Origin of the sequence: Saccharothrix sp. AJ9571 (assembly GCF_021725495.1) — a bacterium.
GTDB classification, from domain to species: Bacteria; Actinomycetota; Actinomycetes; order Mycobacteriales; family Pseudonocardiaceae; genus Amycolatopsis; species Amycolatopsis magusensis.
Genome location: NZ_CP091382.1, coordinates 6,360,512 through 6,382,377, shown reverse-complemented (window position 1 = coordinate 6,382,377; position 21,866 = coordinate 6,360,512). Strand labels below are relative to the sequence as shown.

General features: G+C 70.7%; 25 protein-coding genes. 10 read left to right on the top strand and 15 right to left on the bottom strand.

What is annotated here, in order from left to right; all coding sequences use genetic code 11:
- Positions 1-48 precede the first annotated feature (48 nt).
- From L3Q67_RS29615 to L3Q67_RS29585, 7 genes are all read right to left on the bottom strand, one after another.
- On the bottom strand, positions 49-1,680 hold the full coding sequence (locus L3Q67_RS29615) for a type 2 periplasmic-binding domain-containing protein (RefSeq protein ID WP_499184714.1): 1,632 nt from the start codon (positions 1,678-1,680) through the stop codon (positions 49-51).
- Positions 1,681-1,700: 20 nt separating this feature from the next.
- Positions 1,701-2,576, bottom strand: coding sequence for a carbohydrate ABC transporter permease (locus L3Q67_RS29610; RefSeq protein WP_499184713.1), 876 nt, complete (start codon positions 2,574-2,576; stop codon positions 1,701-1,703).
- Entirely contained in the window at positions 2,573-3,499 is a 927-nt protein-coding gene (locus L3Q67_RS29605; RefSeq protein ID WP_209667756.1) for an ABC transporter permease, read from the bottom strand. The genes L3Q67_RS29610 and L3Q67_RS29605 overlap by 4 nt, the downstream gene beginning before the upstream one ends.
- Before the next feature lie 192 nt (positions 3,500-3,691).
- A complete protein-coding gene (locus L3Q67_RS29600; RefSeq protein ID WP_499184712.1) occupies positions 3,692-4,303 on the bottom strand; it encodes a GntR family transcriptional regulator in 612 nt (203 codons plus the stop codon).
- Positions 4,300-5,382, bottom strand: a complete 1,083-nt coding sequence (locus L3Q67_RS29595) for a threonine aldolase family protein (protein ID WP_499184711.1) — start codon at positions 5,380-5,382, stop codon at positions 4,300-4,302. Before L3Q67_RS29595 ends, L3Q67_RS29600 begins: the two co-directional genes overlap by 4 nt.
- A gap of 44 nt (positions 5,383-5,426) precedes the next feature.
- On the bottom strand, positions 5,427-6,035 hold the full coding sequence (locus tag L3Q67_RS29590) for a helix-turn-helix domain-containing protein (RefSeq protein ID WP_499184710.1): 609 nt from the start codon (positions 6,033-6,035) through the stop codon (positions 5,427-5,429).
- A 166-nt stretch (positions 6,036-6,201) separates the two neighbouring features.
- Positions 6,202-7,233 carry an LLM class oxidoreductase gene (locus L3Q67_RS29585; RefSeq protein ID WP_499184709.1) on the bottom strand — a complete coding sequence of 344 codons (1,032 nt, stop codon included), beginning with the start codon at positions 7,231-7,233 and terminating at the stop codon, positions 6,202-6,204.
- Positions 7,234-7,292: 59 nt separating this feature from the next.
- Here L3Q67_RS29585 and L3Q67_RS29580 point away from each other — a divergent pair, with 59 nt between their 5' ends.
- Positions 7,293-7,760, top strand: a complete 468-nt coding sequence (locus tag L3Q67_RS29580) for a MarR family winged helix-turn-helix transcriptional regulator (protein WP_499184708.1) — start codon at positions 7,293-7,295, stop codon at positions 7,758-7,760.
- On the opposite strand, the gene L3Q67_RS29575 is transcribed toward L3Q67_RS29580, so the two are convergent.
- Together L3Q67_RS29575 and L3Q67_RS29570 are read right to left on the bottom strand one after the other, a co-directional pair.
- Entirely contained in the window at positions 7,745-8,287 is a 543-nt protein-coding gene (locus L3Q67_RS29575; protein ID WP_499184707.1) for a vitamin K epoxide reductase family protein, read from the bottom strand. The genes L3Q67_RS29580 and L3Q67_RS29575 overlap by 16 nt on opposite strands.
- Positions 8,287-9,039, bottom strand: coding sequence for a DsbA family protein (locus tag L3Q67_RS29570; RefSeq protein WP_499184706.1), 753 nt, complete (start codon positions 9,037-9,039; stop codon positions 8,287-8,289). The genes L3Q67_RS29575 and L3Q67_RS29570 overlap by 1 nt, the downstream gene beginning before the upstream one ends.
- 146 nt (positions 9,040-9,185) lie before the next feature.
- Between L3Q67_RS29570 and L3Q67_RS29565 the strand changes: the two genes are divergently transcribed.
- Positions 9,186-9,620 (top strand): DUF6098 family protein, encoded by a 435-nt coding sequence (locus L3Q67_RS29565; RefSeq protein WP_499184705.1) that lies wholly within the window; start codon positions 9,186-9,188, stop codon positions 9,618-9,620.
- A gap of 18 nt (positions 9,621-9,638) precedes the next feature.
- On the opposite strand, the gene L3Q67_RS29560 is transcribed toward L3Q67_RS29565, so the two are convergent.
- Complete coding sequence (locus L3Q67_RS29560; RefSeq protein ID WP_499184704.1) at positions 9,639-10,022, bottom strand: hypothetical protein; 384 nt, start codon at positions 10,020-10,022, stop codon at positions 9,639-9,641.
- Positions 10,023-10,188: 166 nt separating this feature from the next.
- Here L3Q67_RS29560 and L3Q67_RS29555 point away from each other — a divergent pair, with 166 nt between their 5' ends.
- The 5 genes from L3Q67_RS29555 to L3Q67_RS29535 all read left to right on the top strand — a co-directional run bounded on the left by L3Q67_RS29555 (position 10,189) and on the right by L3Q67_RS29535 (position 14,754).
- Complete coding sequence (locus L3Q67_RS29555; RefSeq protein ID WP_499184703.1) at positions 10,189-10,767, top strand: type 1 glutamine amidotransferase domain-containing protein; 579 nt, start codon at positions 10,189-10,191, stop codon at positions 10,765-10,767.
- On the top strand, positions 10,767-11,282 hold the full coding sequence (locus L3Q67_RS29550) for a CoxS/CutS family dehydrogenase iron-sulfur subunit (protein ID WP_499184702.1): 516 nt from the start codon (positions 10,767-10,769) through the stop codon (positions 11,280-11,282). The genes L3Q67_RS29555 and L3Q67_RS29550 overlap by 1 nt, the downstream gene beginning before the upstream one ends.
- Positions 11,279-12,277, top strand: coding sequence for an FAD binding domain-containing protein (locus L3Q67_RS29545; RefSeq protein WP_499184701.1), 999 nt, complete (start codon positions 11,279-11,281; stop codon positions 12,275-12,277). Before L3Q67_RS29550 ends, L3Q67_RS29545 begins: the two co-directional genes overlap by 4 nt.
- Positions 12,274-14,331 carry a xanthine dehydrogenase family protein molybdopterin-binding subunit gene (locus L3Q67_RS29540; protein WP_499184700.1) on the top strand — a complete coding sequence of 686 codons (2,058 nt, stop codon included), beginning with the start codon at positions 12,274-12,276 and terminating at the stop codon, positions 14,329-14,331. The genes L3Q67_RS29545 and L3Q67_RS29540 overlap by 4 nt, the downstream gene beginning before the upstream one ends.
- A gap of 69 nt (positions 14,332-14,400) precedes the next feature.
- On the top strand, positions 14,401-14,754 hold the full coding sequence (locus tag L3Q67_RS29535; protein ID WP_499184699.1) for a hypothetical protein: 354 nt from the start codon (positions 14,401-14,403) through the stop codon (positions 14,752-14,754).
- On the opposite strand, the gene L3Q67_RS29530 is transcribed toward L3Q67_RS29535, so the two are convergent.
- Positions 14,747-15,382: a phosphoribosyltransferase gene (locus L3Q67_RS29530; protein WP_499184698.1), complete on the bottom strand. Its 636-nt coding sequence runs from the start codon at positions 15,380-15,382 to the stop codon at positions 14,747-14,749. The genes L3Q67_RS29535 and L3Q67_RS29530 overlap by 8 nt on opposite strands.
- Before the next feature lie 68 nt (positions 15,383-15,450).
- Positions 15,451-16,479: a Ppx/GppA family phosphatase gene (locus tag L3Q67_RS29525; protein WP_499184697.1), complete on the bottom strand. Its 1,029-nt coding sequence runs from the start codon at positions 16,477-16,479 to the stop codon at positions 15,451-15,453.
- A gap of 119 nt (positions 16,480-16,598) precedes the next feature.
- Here L3Q67_RS29525 and L3Q67_RS29520 point away from each other — a divergent pair, with 119 nt between their 5' ends.
- Genes L3Q67_RS29520 through L3Q67_RS29510 form a run of 3 tightly spaced genes read left to right on the top strand, consistent with a single transcriptional unit; the run spans position 16,599 to position 18,453 of the window.
- Positions 16,599-17,024, top strand: a complete 426-nt coding sequence (locus L3Q67_RS29520; protein ID WP_499184696.1) for an ATP-binding protein — start codon at positions 16,599-16,601, stop codon at positions 17,022-17,024.
- Complete coding sequence (locus tag L3Q67_RS29515; protein ID WP_499184695.1) at positions 17,021-17,809, top strand: SigB/SigF/SigG family RNA polymerase sigma factor; 789 nt, start codon at positions 17,021-17,023, stop codon at positions 17,807-17,809. Before L3Q67_RS29520 ends, L3Q67_RS29515 begins: the two co-directional genes overlap by 4 nt.
- 44 nt (positions 17,810-17,853) lie before the next feature.
- Positions 17,854-18,453 carry a class I SAM-dependent methyltransferase gene (locus tag L3Q67_RS29510; protein WP_499184694.1) on the top strand — a complete coding sequence of 200 codons (600 nt, stop codon included), beginning with the start codon at positions 17,854-17,856 and terminating at the stop codon, positions 18,451-18,453.
- Here the strand turns inward: L3Q67_RS29510 and L3Q67_RS29505 are convergent.
- The 3 genes from L3Q67_RS29505 to L3Q67_RS29495 form a co-directional block, all read right to left on the bottom strand.
- A complete protein-coding gene (locus L3Q67_RS29505; RefSeq protein ID WP_499184693.1) occupies positions 18,450-19,163 on the bottom strand; it encodes a Rossmann-fold NAD(P)-binding domain-containing protein in 714 nt (237 codons plus the stop codon). The two genes, L3Q67_RS29510 and L3Q67_RS29505, sit on opposite strands and share 4 nt — an antisense overlap.
- A 24-nt stretch (positions 19,164-19,187) precedes the next feature.
- The gene (locus tag L3Q67_RS29500; protein ID WP_499184692.1) at positions 19,188-20,135 is read right to left on the bottom strand and encodes a cation:proton antiporter; all 948 of its coding nucleotides are present in this window, start codon (positions 20,133-20,135) and stop codon (positions 19,188-19,190) included.
- A 216-nt stretch (positions 20,136-20,351) separates the two neighbouring features.
- The gene (locus L3Q67_RS29495; RefSeq protein ID WP_499184691.1) at positions 20,352-21,857 is read right to left on the bottom strand and encodes an FAD-dependent oxidoreductase; all 1,506 of its coding nucleotides are present in this window, start codon (positions 21,855-21,857) and stop codon (positions 20,352-20,354) included.
- Positions 21,858-21,866: the final 9 nt, after the last annotated feature.

The following is a 21,866-nucleotide window of genomic DNA, read 5'->3' as shown; positions in this document are numbered from 1 at the left end:
TATCCCCGCCGTAGTCACACTAAAAAACCGGGGTGGAAACACCAACCATCACTGCCCAGCCAAAGCCGCCTCGAACTCCGTCCGGACCTGATCCCCGCCAGCCGACCGCCACTGCTTCACGACCTCATCCCAAGCGGACACCGGCTTCCGCCCCGACAAAATATCGTTCTGCGCATCATTGATCATCGTCCCCAGCTGCCCCTGCTTACGCGACCAGGTATCCGAGAACAAACTCAACGTGGGATCCGCCACCGACGAAGACACCACCGAAGCCTGGTAGTCGTAACAAGCTTTCGTGGCCTCCGCGTTGCCCGGCACAAAGATCACGTCCGGCGAGTCCACTATGTACCGAATGCCGAGTACCGTCTGCGAAACGCCCGCTTGCGAAGGCCGCGGCCCACCATCCTGCATCGTGTAGTGGACACCGGCGGTGCCGTACTTCCGGAACAGGTACTCCTCCGTGCCGAACGGGGCGGCCAGCCAGTCCGCGATCTTCAGCAGCTGCCGGATCCGGCCCTCGTCGGCCTTCTTCAGCACGGTGAAGTTGTTCGTCGCCTGCGCCTGCCAGGTGCCGGCGAACCCACCGCCGTTGTACAAGGGCGGGCGCATGCCCCCGATCTTGAACCCCGGGCCCGCCACGTTCTCCGCGTAGTACTGCGGCCATGCCGTGTACCGGTCCGTGTGGAGCAGCGCGCTGCCCGCGTTGAACCACTTCTTGAACGGGGCGTTGTTCGTCGTGCTGTCCGGGTGCACCACGCCGTCCGCGACCATCCGCGCCGAATCCGCGAGCGCCTGCTTGTACTCCTCGTATTCGAACTTGCTCTTCAGCTTCCCGCCCTCGTCCTTCCACCGGAACGGCAGGCCGAGCATCTGCGAGATGAAGTCCAGCGGCGCGCCCGCGAGGGCCCACCGCCCCGCCCGCGCGTCCGAGACCTGCTGGCACACCGACCGGAATTCCTCGAAGGTCGCCGGCTGGGGATTCGCCCCGAACTGCGCGAAGAGGTCGTCGCGGCGGAACATCAGGCTGCCCGCGATGCCGCGCGCCACCGGCAGGCCGTAGATGCCGCCGTTGTACCGGCAGTCCTTCCACGCCGCGGTCGGCAGGTTCGCCAGGAACGGGTACTGCTTCACCGCGTCCCCGCCGAGGTACGGGGTCAGGTCCTGGCACTTGCCCGCCAGCCACGCCGGCAGGTTCGCCACCCCGGCGGGCAGGCCGTTCGGGGTGTACAGCGCCGGTACCACGAAGTCGGGCAAGTCGTCGCCCGCGACCAGGGTGGCGAACTTCGTCGGCATGTCCGAGTTCGGCACGATGGTCAGCCGCAGGTCGGCGTTGAGGCGCTTGTTCAGTTCCTGCCAGTAAGGGTTCTGGTCCACCGTCGGGGGCACCGGTGAACTCGTCAGCACGAAGGCCGACACCGGCGAGCCGTCACCGGGCGGCGCGGAGAACGCCCGCACCGGCGGATCGGGGTACCGGAGGAAACCGTTCAACAGCCCCTGCTCGTTGCCGGGCAGGTCCGGCGTGACACCGGTGTAGGGCACGTAGGCGGGCAACTGCGTGTCGGCCACGGTCTGCTGCGTCGCCGGGCCACCACCCCCGCTGCTGCAGGCGCCGAGCACCCCGGGCACGGCCACGGTGGCGAGGGTGCCGGTGAGGAACCGGCGGCGGTTCATCGCGTTCATCGGATTCTCCTTCGGTGGGTTCAGCCCTTCACCGCGCCGATCAGCACCCCCTTGGTGAAATGGCGCTGCACGAACGGATAGACCAGCAGGACGGGGATGATCGAGAGCACCAGGATGGCCATCTGCACGGCTTCGGCGGGCGGCAGGTCCGCCCCCGAACCGAGCTGGTCCACCCCGAGCTGGGACTGGTTGACCACATAGGTCCGCAGCACCAGTTGCAGCGGCCACTTGGCGGTGTCGTTGAGGTAGAGCAGCGCGCTGAAGAACGAGTTCCAGTACGCCACCGCGTAGAACAGCGCGATGACCGCGAGCACCGCCTTGCTCATCGGCAGCACGATCCGCCAGAGGATCAGCCCGTCACCGGCGCCGTCCACGCGGGCGCTGTCGATGATCTCGCCGGGCAGCTCCATGAAGAACGCGCGCAGCACGATCACGTTGAACACGTTCACCAGCACCGGAAGGATCAGCGACCAGTAGCTGTCCAGCAGCCCCAGGCTCTTCACCATCAGGTAGCTCGGGATGATGCCGGGGGTGAACAGCAGCGGCATCAGCACCACCAGCAGGAACGGCCGGTGCAGCAGGGTCCCGCGCCGGCTCAGCCCGTAGGCGAGCAGCGTGGTCGCGGTCAGGCTCAGCAGCGTGCCCACCACGGTGACGAACAGGCTGACCAGCGTCGCCCTGGTGACCACGCCGCCGGACAGGATCGCGTGGTAGGCGTCGAAGCTGATCGAGCGCGGGATCAGCACGAACCCACCGGCGTTGGTCACGTCCTCCCGGGTGGCCAGGCTGGTCGACACGATGCCCGCGAACGGCACCACCACCACGGCGCAGCACAGCGTCAGCACCACGGCCTTGACCGCCTTGCCGAAGACGGAGGGTCCCTCGAGCGCGCTCATCGCTGATAGACCCCCTGCTCGCCGAACCGGTGCGCCAGCTTGTTCGCGCTGAGCACCAGCGCCACCCCGACCAGCCCCTTGACCAGGCCGACCGCCGCGCTGACGCCCCAGCTGCCCGCCAGGATCCCGTTGTTGTAGACGTAGGTGTCCAGCACTTCGCTGGCGTCGGCGCCCACCGCGGCCTGCTGCAGGATGATCTGCTCGAAGCCGACGGTCAGCGCGTCGCCGAGGCGCAGGATGAGCAGCAGCACGATGATGCCGCGCAGGCCGGGCAGGGTGACGTGCCAGAGCTGGCGGGCGCGGCTCGCGCCGTCCATCGCCGACGCCTCGTACAGCGTCGTGTCGATCCGCGACAGCGCGGCCAGGAACAGGATGGTGGCCCAGCCCGCGTCCTTCCACAGCACCTGGCTGGTGATCAGCGCCTTGAACAGCTCCGGCGAGCCGATCACGTTCACCGTGGTGAAGTCGTTCTCCCGCAGGAAACCGTTGAGCAGCCCGGAATCGCCGAGCATCTGCTGGAAGATCGCCACCACGATCACCCAGGACAGGAAGTGCGGCAGGTAGAGCACGCTCTGCACCACCCGCTTGAGCCGTTCGGAGATCAGGCTGTCCAGCAGCAGCGCCAGCGCGATCGGCACCGGGAAGACCACGATCACCTGCAGCAGCGTGATCACCAGGGTATTGGTGAGCGCGTTGAGGAAGGCCGGGTCGCCGCCGAAGACCACGTCGAAGTTGGTCAGGCCGACCCACGGGCTCTCGAGGATGCCGAGGTAGGGCTGGTAGTCCTTGAACGCGATCACGTTGCCGAGCAGCGGCACGTAGTGGAACAGCACGAGCAGGGTGATGCCGGGCAGCGCGGCGAACACCAGGAACCGGTCCCGCGTGAACCGCTGGCGGCGGCTCGGGCCGGTTCGTGCGGTCACGCCGTCCTCCTCGACGAACTCTGCCGATCGCTTCCTGAAACTATCGGAAATTATCGCGATCAAAAACTAACCGCCTCGTCCATCCGCGTCAAGCAGCCGGACAACCTGCTCGTAAACCGCGACAAACGCCGATCGGCCTATTCGAAAGTTTCGAATAGGCCGATCAGGGGAAGCGCTTTCAATCGGGAGTGGTCAGAGCCGCGCGAGCAGGAGGTGCATCGACTCCGTGGTGTTCTCGGCGACCGCACGCGCGGTTCGGGCCACGTCACCGGCGGCGACCGCGGCGACGATTTCCGCGTGCTGCGCCACCGAAGCGCGGTGGTCGGCGGCCTCGGCGAAGTAGACGTGCTCGTAGCGGCGGATGGTCCGCCACAGCCCGTTGATCAATTCGAGGAGCCGGGTGTTGCCGCACCGGGAAACCAGCACGCGGTGGAACTCGGCGTCGAACCCGTGCGCCGCCGCGGGATCGGCGGCCGCGGCGAAAGCGGAATTGATCTCCGTCAATTTCGGTGCCAGCCCGCGCAAAGTGGATCCCGTGCCGCGCACCGCCCACTCTTCGAGGTGCGCGATGATCGGATAGGTTTCGCGGACCTCGTCCCCGCTCAGGTCGGCCGCGAGGAAACCGCGGCCCCGTTCGAACCGGACCAGTCCGCCGCCTTCCAGGCGCAGCAACGCTTCCCGCACCGGTGTCCGGCTGACGCCGAGGTCGTCGGCGAGCGCGCTTTCGTTGATCCGCTCCCCCGGCGCGATCTCCGCGGCCAGGATCCGGGTGCGCAGCAACTCTTCGAGATCGGCCCGGTTCACCGCGCCTCCTCGACCAGCCCGCCGACCAGATCCGCCGCCTCCACGTCGGTGAACGCGGCGGTCGAGCTGCCCACGCCGACCTCGGCCATCGCCAGCCCGGGCACCGGAGTTTCGGTGAAGTTGGCGAACAACCACACGTTTTCCCGCTCCAGCAGCGCCCGGTTCGCGGCGGCGAGCCGCTGCGGCGTGCCCGGCAGGTAGACCTGGAAAGCGTTGGTGTGCGGTGGTTCCGGGGTGATGCGCACACCGGGGACCCGCGCCAGCGCGGTCGCGAGTCCGAGCGCGCGTTCGCGGTATCCGGCCATGCGCGGCAGGTGCGTGCGCAGCCCGGCACGTGCGGCCAGCACGTACGGGAAGACCGTGTAGAGGTCGCCGCCGTGCCGGGTGGTCCACGGGCGCGTCCTGGCGATCGGCTCGGCCTCACCGGCGAGCACGCAGCCGCCGAGCCCGCCGATCGTCTTGTACAACGACACGTACACCGAGTCCGCCAGCGCCGCGATCTCCGCCAGCGACCGCCCGTAGTACGGCGTGCTCTCCCACAGCCGGGCGCCGTCGAAGTGCAGCGGCACCCCGCGCTCGCGGCACCACGCGGAAATGGCGCTCAGCTCGTCCCAGGACGGCAGCTTGTGCCCGGCACGCCGGATCGGCAGTTCGACCACCACCACGCCCACGCGCTCGGCCACCGCGTCCAGGTCGGCGGCGGTGAACGGGCTCCAGGTGCCCAGGCGCACCGGAACCAGGCCGTGCAGCCGCTGGTACCCGCCGTCCTCGTCCAGTTCGACGTGACTGCGGCTGTGCAGCGCGACGACCGGGCTGCCGCTGCGCTCGGTCCACACGCGCAGCATCGCCTGCTGCGCCATCACGCCCTTGAGCACGAACCGGCCGGCCGGCTTGCCGAGCAGGCCCGCCACCTCCGCCTCCAGCTCACGCAGGCCGGGCCCCTCGCCATAGACGTCGGGCCGGGCGTCCACGCCGGGTGCCGACCGCAGCCGGTCGAGCCACTCGGCGGCCGTCAGGCGCTCGTGGTGGGAAAGGAACCGGGTGTCCGGCCGCCAGGCCGGATCGTCGCGCAGGTGCATGCGCCCACGATCGCATGCGATCCAGCAAAATCGCATGCGATTTCTCAGGTGAGCCGGTGCAGGCCCTCCAGCACGCGGTACATCAGGTCGACCGGCGGACGGCCGTTGGCGGTCAGCTGCGGGGCCGCCCGCATCTCCAGCAGGCCGAGGTCGAGCGCGTCACCGATGAGCACCCGGGCGGCGCCGAGCGGGCTGCGCAGGTGGGTGGCCAGTTCCGCGACCGAGAGCGGGTGGCGGCACAGGTCGCAGATGAGCTGGTGGTCCCTGGACAACCGGGTGCGGTCGAACTGGACCCCGCGCTTGGTCGACACCATCACCTCGACCCGCAGGTCGTGCCGGGTGCCGGTGCGGCCGCCGGTGCGCACGTACGGGCGCGCGCGGATGAAGTCCTGGTCGTGGCCCTCGCCGGGCAGTTCGTCCACCAGTTCGGGCTCCGGTTCCGGTAGGGGCGGCGATGGTTGCGGCGGTGGAGCCTGCGGGACCGGTCTGGTCGGCGGGGCTTCGGCCGTCACCGGCTGTGACGGCTCCGGCTCCGGCTCGTCGAGCGGCTTGGGCTGGAAGTCGTGATCCGCCCACTGCTGGTAGTCGCCCCAGCCGCCGAAGGACAGCTGGGACATGCCGGCCCACAACGATGTTTTCTTGTGCGCACCCATCACAACTCCGTGGTCCGGCCAGGTAGGCATCGACCAAACCACGCCGGAGCCGGAAACACCAGAGATCGGCGGCGGACAACCCGGGTGGATCACCGGTTGTGCGTAACGCGGGACGCAGCGACGTGACTCGTCCGCAGTGGACGGTTACGGAGCGACACCGGCAGCGTCAGCCGAGTTCTTTTCGCACCTGGGGCAGCACCTCGGTACCGAGCAACTCGATCGCGGTCATCACCCGGTCGTGCGGCACCCCGGCCCAGTCCATCTGCAGGGCGTACCGGTCGGCGCCGGCCAGCCCGCCGACCGAGATCAGCCGCTCGGCCACCTCGTCCGGACTGCCGGCGAAGATCGACTGCGCCCCGCGCGCGAACTCGTCGTACTCACCGCGGGTGGGCACCTGCCAGCCGCGAGCCCGCGCGCCGTACTTCATCGTCTCGAGCCAGTACGGGTAGAAGGTCTCCTTGGCGTCCTGCGAGTCGCGGGCGATCAGCCCGATCGCGCTCATCGTGACGTTCAGCTCGTCCTTCGTGTGCCCACCGGACTCCCCCGCCTGGCGGTAGAGGTCGACCAGCGGCGCGAAGCGCTCCGGACGGCCGCCGATGATCGCGTAGACCACCGGCAGGCCGAGCAGGCCCGCCCGGATCGAGGACTCGGGGTTGCCGCCGGTGCCGACGCTGATCCGCAGTCGCCGGTCATACGGCCGCGGCAGCACGCGCGCGCCCTCCAGCGGCGGCCGGAACCGGCCGGACCAGGTGATCGGGTCTTCGCGGTCGAGCCGCAGCAGCAGTGCGAGCTTCTCCTCGAACAGGTCCTCGTAGTCGCCGAGGTCGGCGCCGAAGAGCGGGAAGGACTCGGTGAACGAGCCACGCCCGGCGAGCAGCTCCGCGCGCCCCTCGCTCAGCTGGTCCAGCGTGGTGAACTGCTGGTACACCCGCACCGGGTCCTCGGTGCTGAGCACGGTGACCGCGCTGCTCAAGGTGATCTGCTCGGTCACGCTCGCCGCGGCCGCGAGCACGGTGCCCGGGTTCGAGCTGGCGTAGTTCTCCAGGTGGTGCTCCCCCACCCCGTAGAAACCGAGGCCCAGCTCGTCGGCCAGCTTGATGCGCTCGACGGTGTTCTTCAGCGCGCGGGAGACCGGCACCTGCTCGCCGGTGCGCGGGTCCGGGTGGCGGTCGGCGAAGCTGTAGATGCCCAAGTCCATGCCCGCCAAGCTACGCCGGAGATGATGATGCGTCAACAAAACCGTGTTACCGTGGCCCGATGAGCGAACCGCGGTGGCTGAGCGAGCGCGAGCAGCAGGTCTGGCAGGCCTACCTGGCGGTGCAGCGGGAACTGCACGCCGCGCAGGAACGCCAGCTGGTGCGGGATTCCGGACTGTCCACAGCGGACTACACGCTGCTGGCGCCGCTGTCCGAGGCACCGGAGGGCCTGCTGCGGGCCCGCGAACTCGGCCGGCGGGCAGGCTGGGAACGCAGCCGGCTCTCGCACCAGGTGAGCCGGATGGAAAAACGCGGGCTGGTCGTCCGCGAAGACTGCCCCGACGACGCCCGCGGCTCGATGATCCGGCTGACCGCCACCGGCCGCGAGGCCATCGAAGCCGCCGCACCGGAGCACGTGGCCACGGTGCGGCGGTTCTTCTTCGATCCGTTGTCCGGCGAGGAGGTCGAGCTGCTCGGCGGCCTGTTCGACCGCATGCTCACCGTGCTCGCGGCTCAGGAGGTCCAGTAGTCCCAGAACGCCTGGAGGATGAGCGCGGCGATCAGCACGTACCACGCCGCGAGGACCGCGCTGTGCCAGCGCGACAGCTTCGGGCTGCGCAGGTTGTCGAGCGTGGTGTACCAGAAGATCGGGATCACCACCGCCCACACCACCATGCAGTACGGGCACAGCGCGTGGATCTGGTACAGGCTGGCGAAAACGAGCCAGTGCACGAAGAGCACGCCGAAGGTCGCGCCGACCTGCATGCCGATGCGGAACCAGCGCGGCGGGACGAACCCGGCCAGCATGACCACCCCGGCCGTGGTGACCACGGCGAAGGCGGCGATGCCCAGCAACGGGTTCGGGAAGCCGAACGCGGCGGCCTGCGTGCTGTCCATCACCGAACCGCACGAGACCACCGGGTTGAGCGAGCACGTCGGCACATAGTCCGGGTTCTTGAGCTTGGCCAGCTTCTCCAGCATCAGCGCGGCGGCCGCGATCAGCCCGATGCCGCCGCCGACGGTGTAGAGCCAGGCGAGCCCGCGCCGCGTCTCCATCAGCCGAGTTCCTTGTCGATCAGCTCGCGCAGTTCCTGGTCGACCGCGCCGAAGGTCTCGCCCTTCGGGGTGAACTTGAGGCCGTTGACGAACAGCGTCGGCGTGCTGGTGACCCCGGCCTGCTGCCCGTCGGCGCGGCCCTGGTCGATGCGGGCCTGCACCTGCGGGCTGGTCAGGTCGGCCTGGTACTTCGCCACGTCCAGGCCGAACTGGGTGGCGTAACCCTGGAAGACGGTCTTCGCGGCGGCCTCGTCGGAGTTGACGTTCTGGCCGTCCGCGGTGATCGCCCACTGCTGGAAGTTGTCGTACAGCGCGTGGTACATCTCGCGGTACTTGCCCTGCAGCGAGGCGGCCTCGGCGGCCTGGGCGGCGGGCAGCGCCAGCGGGTGCATCTCCAGCGGGAAGTTCCGGGTGACGAAGGTGATCCGCCCGGCGTAGTCCTGCTCGATCTTGCTGGTGATGTTCTTGTAGTACGACGCGCAGGCCGGGCACTGGTAGTCGAGGAACTCGACCAGGGTGACCTTGCCGTCGGGCGCCTCGGTCAGCGTGTGGCTGTCCGGCTTGCGCAGCACCTCGGCCGCCACACGCGGCTGGTCGGTGCCACCGTCGGCGTTGTCGTCCCCGCCGCTGAACAGGAGCACCCCGCCGACCACGAGTACCGCGACCACCACGATCACCAGGGTGACCAGGACGTTCGGCGAGAGGCCGCGTTTGGCCGTGACGGGATTGCTGGTGCGGTTACTGCGCGACATCAAGCTGACACCTTCCGAGACGATGTGGTTCCGCCATTCTGGTCGTCGCCCGGTCGTGTCCGGTTCCCGGACCCCGCGAAACGTGGTTGAGACCATCCTTCCTGGGTAATCCGCTCCCCGTGAAAGACATGCCGACCGTTTCCTCCTTGGACGAATTGGCGGAGGTGTTCAACCGCGCCGAGGGCGAATTGTTCGTCCGGTGGTCGCACGGCCCGGACACCGACCTGGGCGACCGTGCCGCGCAGTCCAGCCGGGACGGCCTGACCGGGGTGAAGCTGCCCGGGTTGTCGGCCAACCCGCTGCGCGTGGAGCCCTGGTGGGGTGACCGGCCGCTGCGGTTGTGGCTGGCCCGCCGCCTCCACGACTACGAGCACCTGCGTGAACTGCGTGGCCCCGGCGTGGTGCCGTGGGTGCTGAGCGGGCAGGAGCAGGCCCGCGGCCCGGACAACGAGCCGCTGGTGGTCTGCGACCGGCCGGTGGCCTGGATCGGCGAAGAAGTGCTGCGAGAGGCCGAACAACTGGTCAGCGAGCAGAACTCACCCGAATGGGGGCCGCTGGCGCGGCACCGGCGACCATCCTGAGCGGGGTCGAGCCCGGGTTCAGGCGGTGTCGAGCGTGCGGCAGACGTTCTCGGCGATGTCGAGTTGCCGTCCCAGCCGCGCGGCCGACTCCCTGGCGCACGACAGCGCGGAGCTGACCTCCACCAGCGCCTGGGTGAGTGCCTCGAACCCCTGCGGCGGGCCGAGTTCGCCGGTGAGCGCCCGGTCTTCCAGCCAGCCGCCGAGGCCGGGCAGGGTGCGGGCGACGTTGTCGGTCAGCGACCGCAGGTGGCCCAGGAGCAGGCTCAGCTCGCCGGGATCGCCTGCCACGGGCGCGCCGTGCGGGTCCACCGTCCGGTAGTAGAGGCAGCGGGTGAGTTCTTCGGCGCGGGCGGCCAGGGACACCAGCCCGCCACCCAGGTTGTCGCCGCGCGTCGTGTCCATGGTCTCGATCCTCACGGGAGAGTTGCCGGTAGGTACCCGTTCGCCCACGAGGCGAAACCGGATTTTCCGACAAATGCGGCGACGGGCTTCGCGGTCGCCGGGCACGTTTGCCGAACCGGCACCGTGGTATCCGCCGGAAGATCCCCACGCGAAAGGACTGCCGAACATGGGCTCCACACTGACCGGACGCGCTGTCGCCATGCTCGCCGCCGACGGGGTCGAGCAGGTCGAACTGGTCGAACCGCGCAAGGCGGTCGAAGCCGAAGGCGCCACGGTGACCCTGGTTTCCCTGTCCCCCGGCGAGATCCAGGCGATGAACTCCGACCTCGACCCGGCCGACAAGTTCCCCGTCGACCGCGTGGTGTCGGAGACCTCGGCCGCCGAGTTCGACGCGCTGATCCTGCCCGGTGGCACGATCAACCCGGACAAGCTGCGGATGGACGAATCCGCGGTCGGCTTCGTGCGCGACTTCTTCGCCGCGGGCAAACCGGTCGGCGTCATCTGCCACGGGCCGATCACGCTGATCGAAGCGGGCGTGGCCAAGGGCCGCACGCTGACCTCGTACCCGAGCATCCGCACGGACCTGCGCAACGCCGGGGCGAACGTGGTGGACCAGGAAGTGGTCAACGACAACGGCCTGGTCTCCAGCCGCAACCCCGACGACCTGCCCGCCTTCTGCGCGAAGATCGTCGAGGAGTTCGCCGAGGGCAAGCACAAGGTGCACGACGAGGGCGCCACCGCCTGATGGAGGCGGAGGTCACGCTCCGGGTCGACGGGCAGGAACACCGGCTGCCCGTCGACACCCGGACCACGCTGCTCGACGCCCTGCGCGACCGGCTCAGCAACCCGAGCCCCAAGAAAGGGTGCGACCACGGCCAGTGCGGGGCCTGCACGGTGCTCGTCGGCGGCAGGCGGGTGCTGAGCTGCCTGACGCTGGCCGTCGCCACCGGCGAGGACGAGATCACCACGGCGGACGGGCTGGCCGAGGACGGTGAACTGCACCCGATGCAGCGCGCGTTCATCGAGAACGACGCGTTCCAGTGCGGGTACTGCACGCCCGGGCAGATCTGCTCGGCGGTCGGGGTCCTCGACGAGGTGGCGCGGGGGTGGCCGAGCCACGCGACCGAGAACATCACCGACGTCACCGAGCGGCCCGGACTCGACCACGACGAGATCGCCGAGCGGATGAGCGGGAACCTGTGCCGCTGCGGGGCCTACCCCGGCATCGTCGCCGCGATCGAACAGGCGGGCCGGGGATGAAACCGTTCGACTACCGCGCACCCGCCGACGCCGCCACCGCCGTGCGGACCGTGGCCGCCGATCCGTCGGCGGTCTTCCTCGGTGGTGGCACGAACCTGGTCGACCACCTGAAGCTCGGCATCACCACGCCGGGGCTGGTGGTCGACGTGACGGCGCTGACCCCGGCGGAGATCACCGGGCGGCACGGCGGCCTGCGGATCGGCGCCGCGGTGCGCAACAGCGACCTGTCCGCCGACCACCGCGTCCGCGAGCGGTACCCGGTGCTCGCCGAGGCCGTGCTCGCCGGGGCTTCCGGGCAGCTGCGCAACATGGCCACCACCGGCGGGAACCCGTTGCAGCGCACCAGGTGCGTGTACTTCCAGGACCTCACCACGCCGTGCAACAAGCGCCGGCCGGGCAGCGGCTGTTCGGCGTTCGGCGGCTACACCCGCCACCACGCCGTGCTCGGTGCCTCACCGCACTGCATCGCCACGCACCCGTCCGACCTCGCGGTCGCGCTGACCGCGCTCGACGCCGAGGTCCAGGTGCTCGGCACGGCCGGGGAGCGCGGCATCCCGTTCGGCGAACTGCACCGCCTCCCTGGCGAGCACCCCGAGCTCGACACCGTGCTCGGCCACGGTGAGCTGATCACCGCGATCGACCTGCCCGAGGCGCCAATCGCGGCGAATTCCACCTACCGCAAGGTCCGCGATCGCGCGTCGTACGCGTTCGCGCTGGTCTCGGTCGCCGCCGCCCTCCGGGTCGAGGACGGGGTCGTCCGGGATTCGCGGATCGCGTTCGGCGGGGTGGCGCACAAACCGTGGCGGGCGCACCGGGCCGAAGCGGTGTTGCGCGACGCGCCCGCGAACGAGGACACCTACCGGGAAGCAGCCGAAGCCGAACTGGCCGACGCCGTCGCGGTCGACGGGATCGACGGCGGCAACGGGTTCAAGATCCCGCTGCTGACCCGCACCCTGGTGGCCACCCTGCGCGACCTCGCCGGGGAGCCCCGGTGACCGCCCGCGCGATCGGCCAGTCCCTCCCCCGCCGCGACGGCCGGGCCAAGGTGACCGGCACGGCCACCTACGCCTACGAGGCCGAGGTCGACCAGCCCGCCTACTGCCACCCGGTGCAGGCCGACATCGCGCGAGGCCGGGTGACGTGGCTGGACACCGCCGAAGCGGAGAAGCTGCCCGGGGTGCTCGCGGTGCTCACCGAAGCGAACGCCGAGCGCCTCGCGTCCACAGAGGACGCCGAACTCGCCGTGCTGCAGTCGGCCGAGGTCGCCTTCCGCGGGCAGCTGATCGGCGCGGTGCTGGCCGAAACCGCCGAAATCGCCCGCCAGGCCGCGGACCTCGTCGAAGTCACCTACGTCGAGCAGGAGCACGAAACCGAACTCACCGCCGACGGCGACTACGACGCCGAGACCACCGGTGACGTCGAGACCGCCTTCGCCGAAGCCGACGTCGTGGTCGACCAGACCTACCGGACCGCGATGTACCACAACAACCCGATGGAGCCGCACGCCACGACCGCGCTCTGGCAGGAGGACGGCACGCTGACGCTGTGGGAGTCCACGCAGGGCGTGCACCCGACCCGTGCCAAGGTGGCCGAGGTCTTCGGGCTGGACACCGGGCAGATCCGGGTGGTCTGCCCGTTCGTCGGCGGCGGGTTCGGCTCGAAGGGCATGCCGCACGCCAACGTCATCCTGGCCACGATGGCCGCCAGGGCACTGCCCGGCCGTCCGGTGAAGCTCGCGCTGACGCGGCAGCAGATGTTCTCGCTGACCGGGTACCGCACGCCGACCATCCAGCGCGCCCGGCTGGCGGCCGATCGCGACGGGCGGCTCTCGGCCATCGCCTTCGACGTCGCCGAGCAGACCTCGAGGATCAAGGAGTACGCCGAGGAGAGCGGGAAGCCGTCGCGGACGATGTACGCGGCGCCGAACCGGCGGGTGGCGCACCGGCTGTCCGCATTGGACGTTCCGGTGCCCTCGTGGATGCGTGCCCCCGGTGAGTGCCCCGGCATGTTCGGGCCCGAGGTCGCGATGGACGAACTGGCCGACGCGCTCGGCATGGACCCGATCGAGCTGCGCCTGCGCAACGACCCGGACACCGATCCCGAGTCCGGAAAGCCGTTCTCCAGCCGCAACCTGGCCGAGTGCCTGCGCACCGGCGCCGAGCGGTTCGGCTGGGCGGAGCGCGGCCCGCGGCGTGAGGGCGACTGGCTGGTCGGCTACGGCGTCGCCGCCTCGGTGTACCCGGTGAACCGGATGCCGGAGTCGACCGCCGCGATCCGCTTCCACGGCGGGCGCTACACCGTCGACATCGGCGCGGCGGACCTCGGCACCGGCACGTGGACCACGCTGCCGCAGATCGCCGCCGACGCGCTCGGCGTGCCGGTCGGCGAGGTCGAGGTGCGCCTCGGCGACACCGACTACCCGAACGCCTCGGTGGCGGGCGGATCCTCGGGCATGATCACCTGGGGTTCGGCCGTGGTCGACGCCGCGCTGGCCTTCCGCGAGAAGTTCGGCACCGAGCCCGCCGACGGCGACGAAGCCGAGGGGTCGGTGAGCAAGAACCCCGACGAGGAACGGTTCGCGATGTCCGCGTTCGGCGCGCAGTTCGCCGAAGCCAGGGTGCACGCCGACACCGGCGAGGTGCGCGTGCCGCGCCTGCACGGGGTGTTCGCGGTGGGCCGGGTGATCAACCCGCGGACCGCCCGGTCGCAGCTGGTCGGCGGGATGACCATGGGCCTGTCGATGGCGCTGCACGAGCAGAGCGTGCTCGACCCGCGCTTCGGCCACGTGGTCAACCACGACCTCGCCGAGTACCACATCACCGCCAACGCCGACGTCGGCGAGATCACCGCGGAATGGCTCGACGAGCACGACCCGCACGTCAACGCCATGGGCGCCAAGGGCATCGGCGAGATCGGCATCGTCGGCACGGCGGCGGCCGTGGTCAACGCGGTCCACCGGGCGACCGGGGTGCGGGTGCGGGAGCTGCCGGTGACCCTGGACAAGCTGCTGCCGGGGCTCAGCTCGCCGGGTCCTCGGCGAGCGACTTGAGGCCGCGCAGGGTCTGCTCCATCCCGGCGCGCAGGTCCGGCGGGCCCCGGCTCGACGCCGAAGCGCCAGGTGGCCATCGGACGGCCGGTGACCTCGCCGAACCGGCCGTCCGGATCGGCGACCGCCCAGGCGAAGACTCGCGGTTCGTCGAACTCGACGACGGTGGCGATCGTGCGCCAAGTGCCCAGCACCGGGTTCTCGTTGTGCCCTTCGAACTCCGCGTCGATCGCCGGTCCGGTCGCCCCGCCGAGCCAGCGCACGCGCCGCAACTCCGGGCTGAACCGCGCGGGCACACCGATGTCGGTGACCAGTTTTCGTCGTCGCGGTCGCCGTGGATCCTGCTGTTCCGCCGCCGCTCCCCGGTCGCCGCCTGGCTGCAGGTTCGCCACGGCGCTGAACACCGCGATCGTCACGCTCAACTGAACTGGCGCGCGTTGCCCAGCAGCCCGATGACCTCGGTGTCGCTCGTCTGGGCGAAATCGCCGTACCAGCGGCCGACGGCGGTGAAGCGCGACGGCACGACGAGGCAGACCAGGTCGTCGGCCTCGCGGCGCACCCGTTCGACCGCTTCGGGAGCCCCCACCGGCGCGGCGAAGGTCAGCGAGCGCGGTGACTCGGCACGGAGGGCACGCAGGGCGGCGATGGCCGTCACACCGGTGGCCAGGCCGTCGTCCACCACGATGACCTCGCGACCGGCACGGGGTTCGGGCGCGCGGCCGTCCGCGTAGAGCTCGACGCGGCGGGCCGCTTCGGCGCGTTCCTCCTCGCACAGGGACGCCAGCTGGTCCTCGGACAGCCCCAGCCGGGACACGCTCACCCGGTCGAAGATCGGCGGTCCGGCGGCGGTCACCGCGCCGATCCCCCATTCGGGTTGGCCTGGCGCCCCGATCTTGCGGGCCACGGCCACGTCCAGCGAGGCCTCGAGCTCGGCGGCGATCACGGCCGCCACCGGCATCCCGCCGCGGGCCAGGCCCAGCACCAGCGGTGCGTGCCACCGTCCGGCCAGCTGCCCGGCGAGTTGCCGTCCCGCGTCCCGGCGATCGGTGAACACGGCTGCCTCCTTCCGCTCGCCCTCTCCGGGTGACCGTAGGGCGAGCGCGGCGAACCCGCAGGGCGGCGTCAGCCGATCGGCAGGTCGCAGTCCGCCACCGGGCGCAGCGGCACCGCGTCGTCCGGGCGGATGGTGCCGCTGATGGGCTGCAGGTGCAGGTCGGGCACCTGGTCGGGCAGCCCGGCCAGGTACCGCAGGATGATGCCCTCACGCAGGGCCCACGGGCACAGCTCCACCGAGGTCAGGTCGAAGGCCTTCATCACCTGTTCGGCCACCACCGCCCCGGCCACGATCTGCCCCGCCCTCGACGCCGAGATCCCGCGCAGCTTGGCTCGTTTCGCCGCAGGCAGCGCGGCCAGCTCGGGTACCAGGGCCCGGAGGTCGGCGGCGCTCAGCTCGCGGTGCACGAACGGCCCCTTGCGCTGCGGTGCCGCCCCGCACACCCGTGCCAGCTGCTTGAACGTCTTCGAGGTGACCACGGCCCTGGCCGCGGGCCCTTCCCAGCGCAGGCGGTCGGAGATTTCGCGGAGCGTGGCGTGGATGTGGCGCCGCAGGTCGCGCAGCTGCCGGCCGCTCGGCGGGTCGTCGGGCAGGAAGTCCCTGGTCAGGCGGCCGGCCCCGAGCGGGAGCGACAGCGCGAGGTCGGGCTTGGCGTCTCGGCCCAGCGCGATCTCCAGCGAGCCACCGCCGATGTCGAGCAGCAGGATCCGCCCGGCCGACCAGCCGTACCAGCGGTGGGCGGCGGCATAGGTCAGCTGCGCCTCGTCTTCGCCGGTGAGGAACTGCGGCCGGATCCCGGTCTCCGCCTCGACCGAGTCGAGCACCTCGTCCCGGTTGCCCGCGTCCCGGATGGCCGAAGTGGCGTAGACGAACAGCTCCTCCACGTGGTTCTGCCGCGCCGCGACCAGCGCCTGGCCGACCGCGCGGATGACTCTGGCGACCCCGCGTTCGCTGAGCTCGCCGTTGTCTTCGATCTCCTCCGCCAGCCGCGTCGGCTCCTTGATCGCCATCGCCGGGAGCGGCGGCGCGCCCGGCGCGCCGTCGACGATCTGCAGTTGGGCGCAGTTGGAGCCGATGTCCAGGACACCCAGTTTCATCCGGGTGGGATACCCGCTCGCGAGCCCGTTACACGAGCCGGGAAATCGGTGTGTGCCGGGCCTGCGGGCGGGTACTCCCCCGGTCATGGCAACACCAGTTCACCCCCGGGAGCACGCCGATGGCCGATACTGAACTGAGCGGGCAGATCGACGCCCTGCTCACCGAGCACGTCGAACTCAGCGTTCCCGCCCGGTTGGAGCACCTCCCCCTGCTGCGGATGCTCGCCGAGGCGGTGGCCACGAAGGAGGATTTCGACCTCGACGCCATCGCCGATTTCAAGATCGCCGTGGACGAGGTCGCCTCCTGGCTGGTCCACCACGCCGAGGTCGGCTCCAGCGTCAGCTGCCGTTACCGGCTCTCCGCCGCCGAGCTGGCGGTATCGGTGTCCGCGCCGACCGCGGACCAGGCCGTGCCCGAGACCGACGGCTTCGGCTGGCACGTGGTGAAGACGGTGACCGACTCCGCCTCGTACCAGGTGACCGAGCAGGGAGGCCGCGTGGTGACCATCGACCTGGTGATGGCCACGAGGACGGGGGGCCAGTGAGCCAGGAGTCGGCTCCGAAAGCCAGGGGCGAGCAGTACGCCCACTGCGCCCCGCTGTTCGCCGAACTCGCCGGGCTGCCGCCGGGCGATCGCCGCCGCGACGAACTACGGGACCGCCTGGTCACCGAATACCTGCCGGTGGCCGAGCACATCGCCCGCCGCTTCTCGGGGCGCGGCGAGAATTTCGACGACCTGCTCCAGGTCGCCCGCCTCGGCCTGATCAACGCGGTGGACCGCTTCGAGGTCGGGCGCGGCTCCGAGTTCCTCTCCTTCGCGGTGCCCACGGTCATGGGCGAGGTCCGGCGGTACTTCCGCGACTCCAGCTGGTCGGTCCGCGTGCCGCGCCGGCTCAAGGAACTGCACCTGGCGATCAGCCACGCCACCGGGGAACTGGCGCAGACGCTGGGCCGGGCGCCGACGCCGTCGGAGATCGCCGAAAAGCTCGGCATGAACGCCGACGAGGTCCGCGAAGGACTGGTGGCGGGCAACGCCTACCAGGCGGTGTCGGTGGACAAGCCGGTCAGCTCGGACAGCGAGCGGCTGCCACTGGCCGAGACGCTCGGCGAGGAGGACACCGATCTGGAAGCGGTGGAGAACCACGCGGCCCTGCGGCCGCTGCTGGCGGAACTGCCCGAGCGCGAGCGCACGATCCTGAAGCTGCGGTTCTTCGGGAACATGACGCAGACCCAGATCGCCGACCGGCTGGGCATCTCGCAGATGCACGTGTCGCGGCTGCTTTCCCAGACGCTGGAAAGACTTCGCGGCAAGTTGCTCGCCGATCCCTGAGCCCATAAGGGTTTCGATCTCCGGCTCCGGTGGTACAGGGAGCCGTGCCCACTCTGCGATTCCCCGGTGCCCGTACCGATACCACCCTGCTCACCAAGGCACTGGCGGACGCCCGCGTCCGGCCCGGTGCCCGGGTCCTCGACCTGGGCACCGGCTCGGGCCCGGCGGTCGCGGCCCGCGAGGGCGCCGCCGAGGTGGTCGCCATCGAACGCTGCCGCCGGGCCGTGCTCAGCGCGCGGCTCAACGGTTCCCTGCGCAGGCTGCCGGTGCGGGCGTTCCGCGGTGATCCCGCCGGCCGTGGTCGGCTGGGCCGGTTCGACGTGGTGCTGGCGAATCCGCCGTACGTTCCTGGCCCGGACGGCCGCCGGTACCTGGATCCGTTGTGCGCCAGGGCCCGCGATCTGCTGGCCCGGCAGGGAACGCTGCTCATGCTGCACTCTTCGCTGTGCGACCCGGAGGCCACGCTGACCGAACTCCGGCGGCAGCGGCTGCGGGCGGGTGTGGTGGCGCGCCGGCTGGTGCCGTTCAACCCCGTCCTCCAGGAACAGAAGCGCTACCTGGAGCGGACCGGGCTGATCGAGCCGGGCCAGGACTTCGAAGAGGTGCTGGTGATCCGCGCCGACCGGAGTGGTTGCGCGGCCTAGAACTGACCGCCGCCCGCGTGCAGGGTCTGGCCGGTGACCCACCGTCCGTCGTGCGAGGCGAGGAAACCGACGATGTCGGCGATGTCGGACGGTTCCGCGATGCGGTTCAGCGGCGTCTGCGCGATGGACCTCTCGATCACCCCGGGCGGCCCGTCCGCGGCGAGCGCGTCGGTGCGGACCGCGCCCGGCAGCACGCTGTTCACGGTGACTCCGCGCCCGCCGAGTTCCTTCGCGACGACCTTCACCAGCTGGTCCCCCGCCGCTTTCGTGGCCGCGTAGAGCGCGGTGCCCGGCCGGTTGGTCACCACCACCGCGCTGGAGATCACCACGATCCGCCCGTGGTCCCGCACCCGGCGGGCCGCTTCCCGCAGCGCGTAAAAGGTCGAGCGCGTGTTGATGTCGAAGAGGAAGTCGTACTGCTCGTCGGTCACCTCGGCCAGCGGCCCGAACCGGGCGACGCCCACGTTGCTGACGAAGATGTCCACTTCGCCGGCGGCGTCGAACAACCGGCGCAGCTGCACCAGATCCGTGACGTCCGCCTGGACCGCCGTGGCCCGCCCGCCGCGCTCCTCGATGGTCCGGACCACCTCGGCCGCGGCGTCAGCGCCGGTGCGGTAGTTGACCACCACCCTGGCGCCGTCCGCGGCCAGCCGTTCGGCGATGGCGCGGCCGATCCCCCGAGAGCTCCCCGTGACGATCGCTACCGGCATGGTCGCCGAGCATACTGGCCCTCCTCAGGCGATCCGGCGGCGCCTGCCTTGTGCGCCAAGGCGTTCCAGCCGGCGCATCGCCGGTTCCGCGGTGATGCCGTGCACCAGCACGGACACCGCCACGGCCACCGCGGCCACCCGCCAGATCACGTCGGGCACCGGGAAATCACCGTGGGCGAGGGCGTAGACGACGTAGAACAGGGTGCCGATCCCCCGCACGCCGAAGAACGAGATGGCCAGCGAACCGCGTTTGCCCGGTGGCGCGCCGATCAGCGAGACCAGGCTGGTCAGCGGGCGCACCACGAAGACCGCCACCACGGCCAGCAGCACTTCGACCGGCCGCAGGCCCGCCAGCAGCCCGTCCCCGATCGCCACGCCGAGTGCGAGCAGCGCGACCGCGACGAACAGCCGTTCCAGCTGGTCGCCGAAGCCGTGCAGCACGGCGTGGTAGCCGTGCGAGCGCTCACGTGCCCGGAGGGTCACCGCGGCCGCGAAGACAGCCAGAAATCCGTTGCCCTGCACCAGTTCCGCCGCCACGAACGGCAGGAAGGCCAGCACCAGCACCACCAGGCCGTCCGAGTACTCCGACAACCGGACCTCGTCGGATCGGGTGTCGAAGATCAGCCTGCCGAGCAGCCACCCGAGCATGATGAACGGCATGGCCAGGCCGTCGTTCAGGCCCGCCTCGGTGGTCAGGGTGAACCGCACCTCGTTGCCCGAGGTGAGTTCCTTGTCCGCGTGCGGTTCGGGCACGCTCACGTCGGAGGCCAGCACCGGATCCGTCGGCGCGAGCGCGGCGGCGAGCACCAGTGCGGCCGCGGCGGGCAGCGCCAGCAGCCAGTGGCCGAGCAGGAAGACCACCCCGATGAACAGCGGCATCGCGAACAGCAGCAGCCGCCAGGTGGAGTTCCACGCGTGCCAGCCGAGCTTGCGATCGGTGTTCAGCCCGGTCCCGACCAGCGCGATGACCATCCCCGAGCTCGGTGATCACCTGCAGCGCCCAGGTGCGGCGTGGGATCGCCCCACACCTGCCCGTAGGGCGAGGGCAGCGGGAGCAGCCCGATCACCACCCCGAGCACCAGCAGCACCAACGGCATGGACAGCGGCCGGTTCGTCACCAGCTTGGGCAGCAGGGCCGCGCTCAGCGCGAGCAGTCCGGCCAGCCCCAGTAGCAGTTCTACCCGCGGCTCACGCTTCCGGCAGCGGCCGGGTCGCCGGACCCTGGATGACCGTGCCGTCGATGCCGAACCGCGAAGCGTGACACGGGCAGTCCCAGGTCTTCTCCGCGTTGTTGAACGCGACCACGCAGCCGAGGTGCGTGCAGTGCGCGCGGCGGCGGTGAAGCACGCCCTGCTCGTCGCGGTAGGCGGCGATCACGGACGCGCCGGAAGTGGCCACCCGGGCTTCACCGAGGCCGAGTGTGGCGAACTCGGCGTCCGCGCCCACCGCGCGCACGTGGTCGCCGACGTAGTGTTTGGCCACGGTGAAGTTGTTGCGTGCCAGGGAAATCCCGGAACGCAGGTCGAAGCGCTCCGGGTCGTAGAGCCAGGCGCCGGGGTTCTCCCGGCCGCCGATCAGATCGGCCAGCAGGAGCCCGGCGGCCGTACCGCCGCTCATCCCCCACTGCCCGAAGCCGGTCGCCACCCACAGGTGCCGGGACAGGGGGTGGTACCGGCCGACGTAGGGCACCGAGTCCAGAGTGGACAGATCGTGGGCGGACCAGCGGTGCGTCACCCTGGTCACCCCGACGTGCCGGGCGGCCCATTCCGCCAGCCGGGCGTACCGCGCCTCGACGTCGACCTCCTCGCCGGTGCGGTAGTGCTCACCGCCGACGATGGCCAGCAGTTCACCGCCGTTGTCGTGGTACCGCACGGAGTGGTGCGTGTCACCGTCGAGGAACATGCCGTCGTGGCTCTCGGCCACCGGCCCGGCCACCACGAGGTCGCGCACCGGATCGAGCTTGGCGAAGTAGACACCGCGGTCCAGCAGGGGGTAGTGGGTGGCGATCACCACTTCCCCGGCCCGGACCTTGCCGCGTTCGGTGTGGACGACCGGCACCGGGCGTTCGTCGACCCGCATCACCCTGGCGTTCTCCGCGACCTGCCCGCCGAGCTTCTCGATGGCCGAAGCGAGGCCGAGCAGCCACCGCCTCGGGTGGAAACGCGCCTGGCGGGCGAAGCGCACCGCGCCCACCGCCGGCACGTCCAGGTCGACCCCGTCGACGAATTCCGCGGGCAATCCCGCGTCGGCGGCCGCGGCCGCTTCGGCACGCAGGTCGCTCAAGCGCTCTTCGCCGGTGGTGTAGACGTAGCTGTCGGTGCGCACGAACGCGCAGTCGATCCCCAGTTCCTCCGAGGTCCTGGCGATCCAGTCGACCGCGGCGCTCTGGTCCTGGCCGTACTGCGCGGCCGCTTCCGGCCCCTTGCGCTCACGCAGGGAGGCGTACTTCTCCGCGTGCTGCGCGGTGAGCTTCGCCGTGGTGTGCCCGGACACCCCGCCACCGACCGGCCCCGCCTCCAGCACCAGCACCGTCCGCCCGTCGCGCGCGAGGGCGTAGGCGGTGGTCAGCCCGGCGATCCCGGCACCGACCACCACCACGTCGACCTCACCGGGCAGCGCGCCGCCCCCGCGGTCCGGCCCGGCGGTCGAGTCCATCCAGAGCGATAATGGGGTCGGCAGCAGGGATTTCTCCATGGCCCCTGA

Coding starts and splice junctions, on each gene's coding strand:
- L3Q67_RS29545 (WP_499184701.1), top strand. CDS start 11,279: ATGAAACCGTTCGACTACCGCGCACCCGCCGACGCCGCCACCGCCGTG.
- L3Q67_RS29595 (WP_499184711.1), bottom strand. CDS start 5,382: ATGCACCTGCGCGACGATCCGGCCTGGCGGCCGGACACCCGGTTCCTT.
- L3Q67_RS29570 (WP_499184706.1), bottom strand. CDS start 9,039: ATGTCGCGCAGTAACCGCACCAGCAATCCCGTCACGGCCAAACGCGGC.
- L3Q67_RS29610 (WP_499184713.1), bottom strand. CDS start 2,576: ATGAGCGCGCTCGAGGGACCCTCCGTCTTCGGCAAGGCGGTCAAGGCC.
- L3Q67_RS29580 (WP_499184708.1), top strand. CDS start 7,293: ATGAGCGAACCGCGGTGGCTGAGCGAGCGCGAGCAGCAGGTCTGGCAG.
- L3Q67_RS29585 (WP_499184709.1), bottom strand. CDS start 7,233: ATGGACTTGGGCATCTACAGCTTCGCCGACCGCCACCCGGACCCGCGC.
- L3Q67_RS29550 (WP_499184702.1), top strand. CDS start 10,767: ATGGAGGCGGAGGTCACGCTCCGGGTCGACGGGCAGGAACACCGGCTG.
- L3Q67_RS29575 (WP_499184707.1), bottom strand. CDS start 8,287: ATGGAGACGCGGCGCGGGCTCGCCTGGCTCTACACCGTCGGCGGCGGC.
- L3Q67_RS29555 (WP_499184703.1), top strand. CDS start 10,189: ATGGGCTCCACACTGACCGGACGCGCTGTCGCCATGCTCGCCGCCGAC.
- L3Q67_RS29525 (WP_499184697.1), bottom strand. CDS start 16,479: ATGAAACTGGGTGTCCTGGACATCGGCTCCAACTGCGCCCAACTGCAG.
- L3Q67_RS29615 (WP_499184714.1), bottom strand. CDS start 1,680: ATGAACGCGATGAACCGCCGCCGGTTCCTCACCGGCACCCTCGCCACC.
- L3Q67_RS29590 (WP_499184710.1), bottom strand. CDS start 6,035: ATGGGTGCGCACAAGAAAACATCGTTGTGGGCCGGCATGTCCCAGCTG.
- L3Q67_RS29560 (WP_499184704.1), bottom strand. CDS start 10,022: ATGGACACGACGCGCGGCGACAACCTGGGTGGCGGGCTGGTGTCCCTG.
- L3Q67_RS29495 (WP_499184691.1), bottom strand. CDS start 21,857: ATGGAGAAATCCCTGCTGCCGACCCCATTATCGCTCTGGATGGACTCG.
- L3Q67_RS29500 (WP_499184692.1), bottom strand. CDS start 20,135: ATGGTCATCGCGCTGGTCGGGACCGGGCTGAACACCGATCGCAAGCTC.
- L3Q67_RS29505 (WP_499184693.1), bottom strand. CDS start 19,163: ATGCCGGTAGCGATCGTCACGGGGAGCTCTCGGGGGATCGGCCGCGCC.
- L3Q67_RS29520 (WP_499184696.1), top strand. CDS start 16,599: ATGGCCGATACTGAACTGAGCGGGCAGATCGACGCCCTGCTCACCGAG.